The sequence below is a fragment of the Pseudomonas sp. 14P_8.1_Bac3 genome (assembly GCF_025466085.1).
Classification (GTDB): domain Bacteria; phylum Pseudomonadota; class Gammaproteobacteria; order Pseudomonadales; family Pseudomonadaceae; genus Aquipseudomonas.
The window spans coordinates 1-261 of the sequence record NZ_JANLOD010000040.1 but is presented as its reverse complement, the minus strand read 5'-3'; the positions used below and the strand labels follow the sequence as shown (position 1 = coordinate 261).

Sequence of the window (261 nt, the reverse complement as noted above, 5' to 3'; positions counted from 1 at the left end):
ATTGATGATGCGCACACTCGGCGGGATCTGCCCGGCGGCGTGCAAGGCGTTGATCGCCGACGGCACGGTGTTGATCAGGCGCACCTGATCCCGCGCCGGCAATTGCGGCAATTTCAGGGCGTTGCGGGCGATGATCAGCGAGCCGCCGTTGGCCAGGGTGACGAACAGTTCCCACACCGACAGGTCGAAGCACACCGAGGTCGAAGCCAGTACGCCTTGAATGTCATCGCGGCTGTACACCGATTTTGACCAGTCGATCAG

Annotated in this window: 1 protein-coding gene; it reads right to left on the bottom strand. The window is 62.1% G+C overall.

The features are described 5' to 3' along the window. Positions 1-261, bottom strand: a 261-nt coding sequence (locus tag NTD84_RS11400; protein WP_262165298.1) for a hypothetical protein, incomplete at both ends; no start/stop codon positions are given.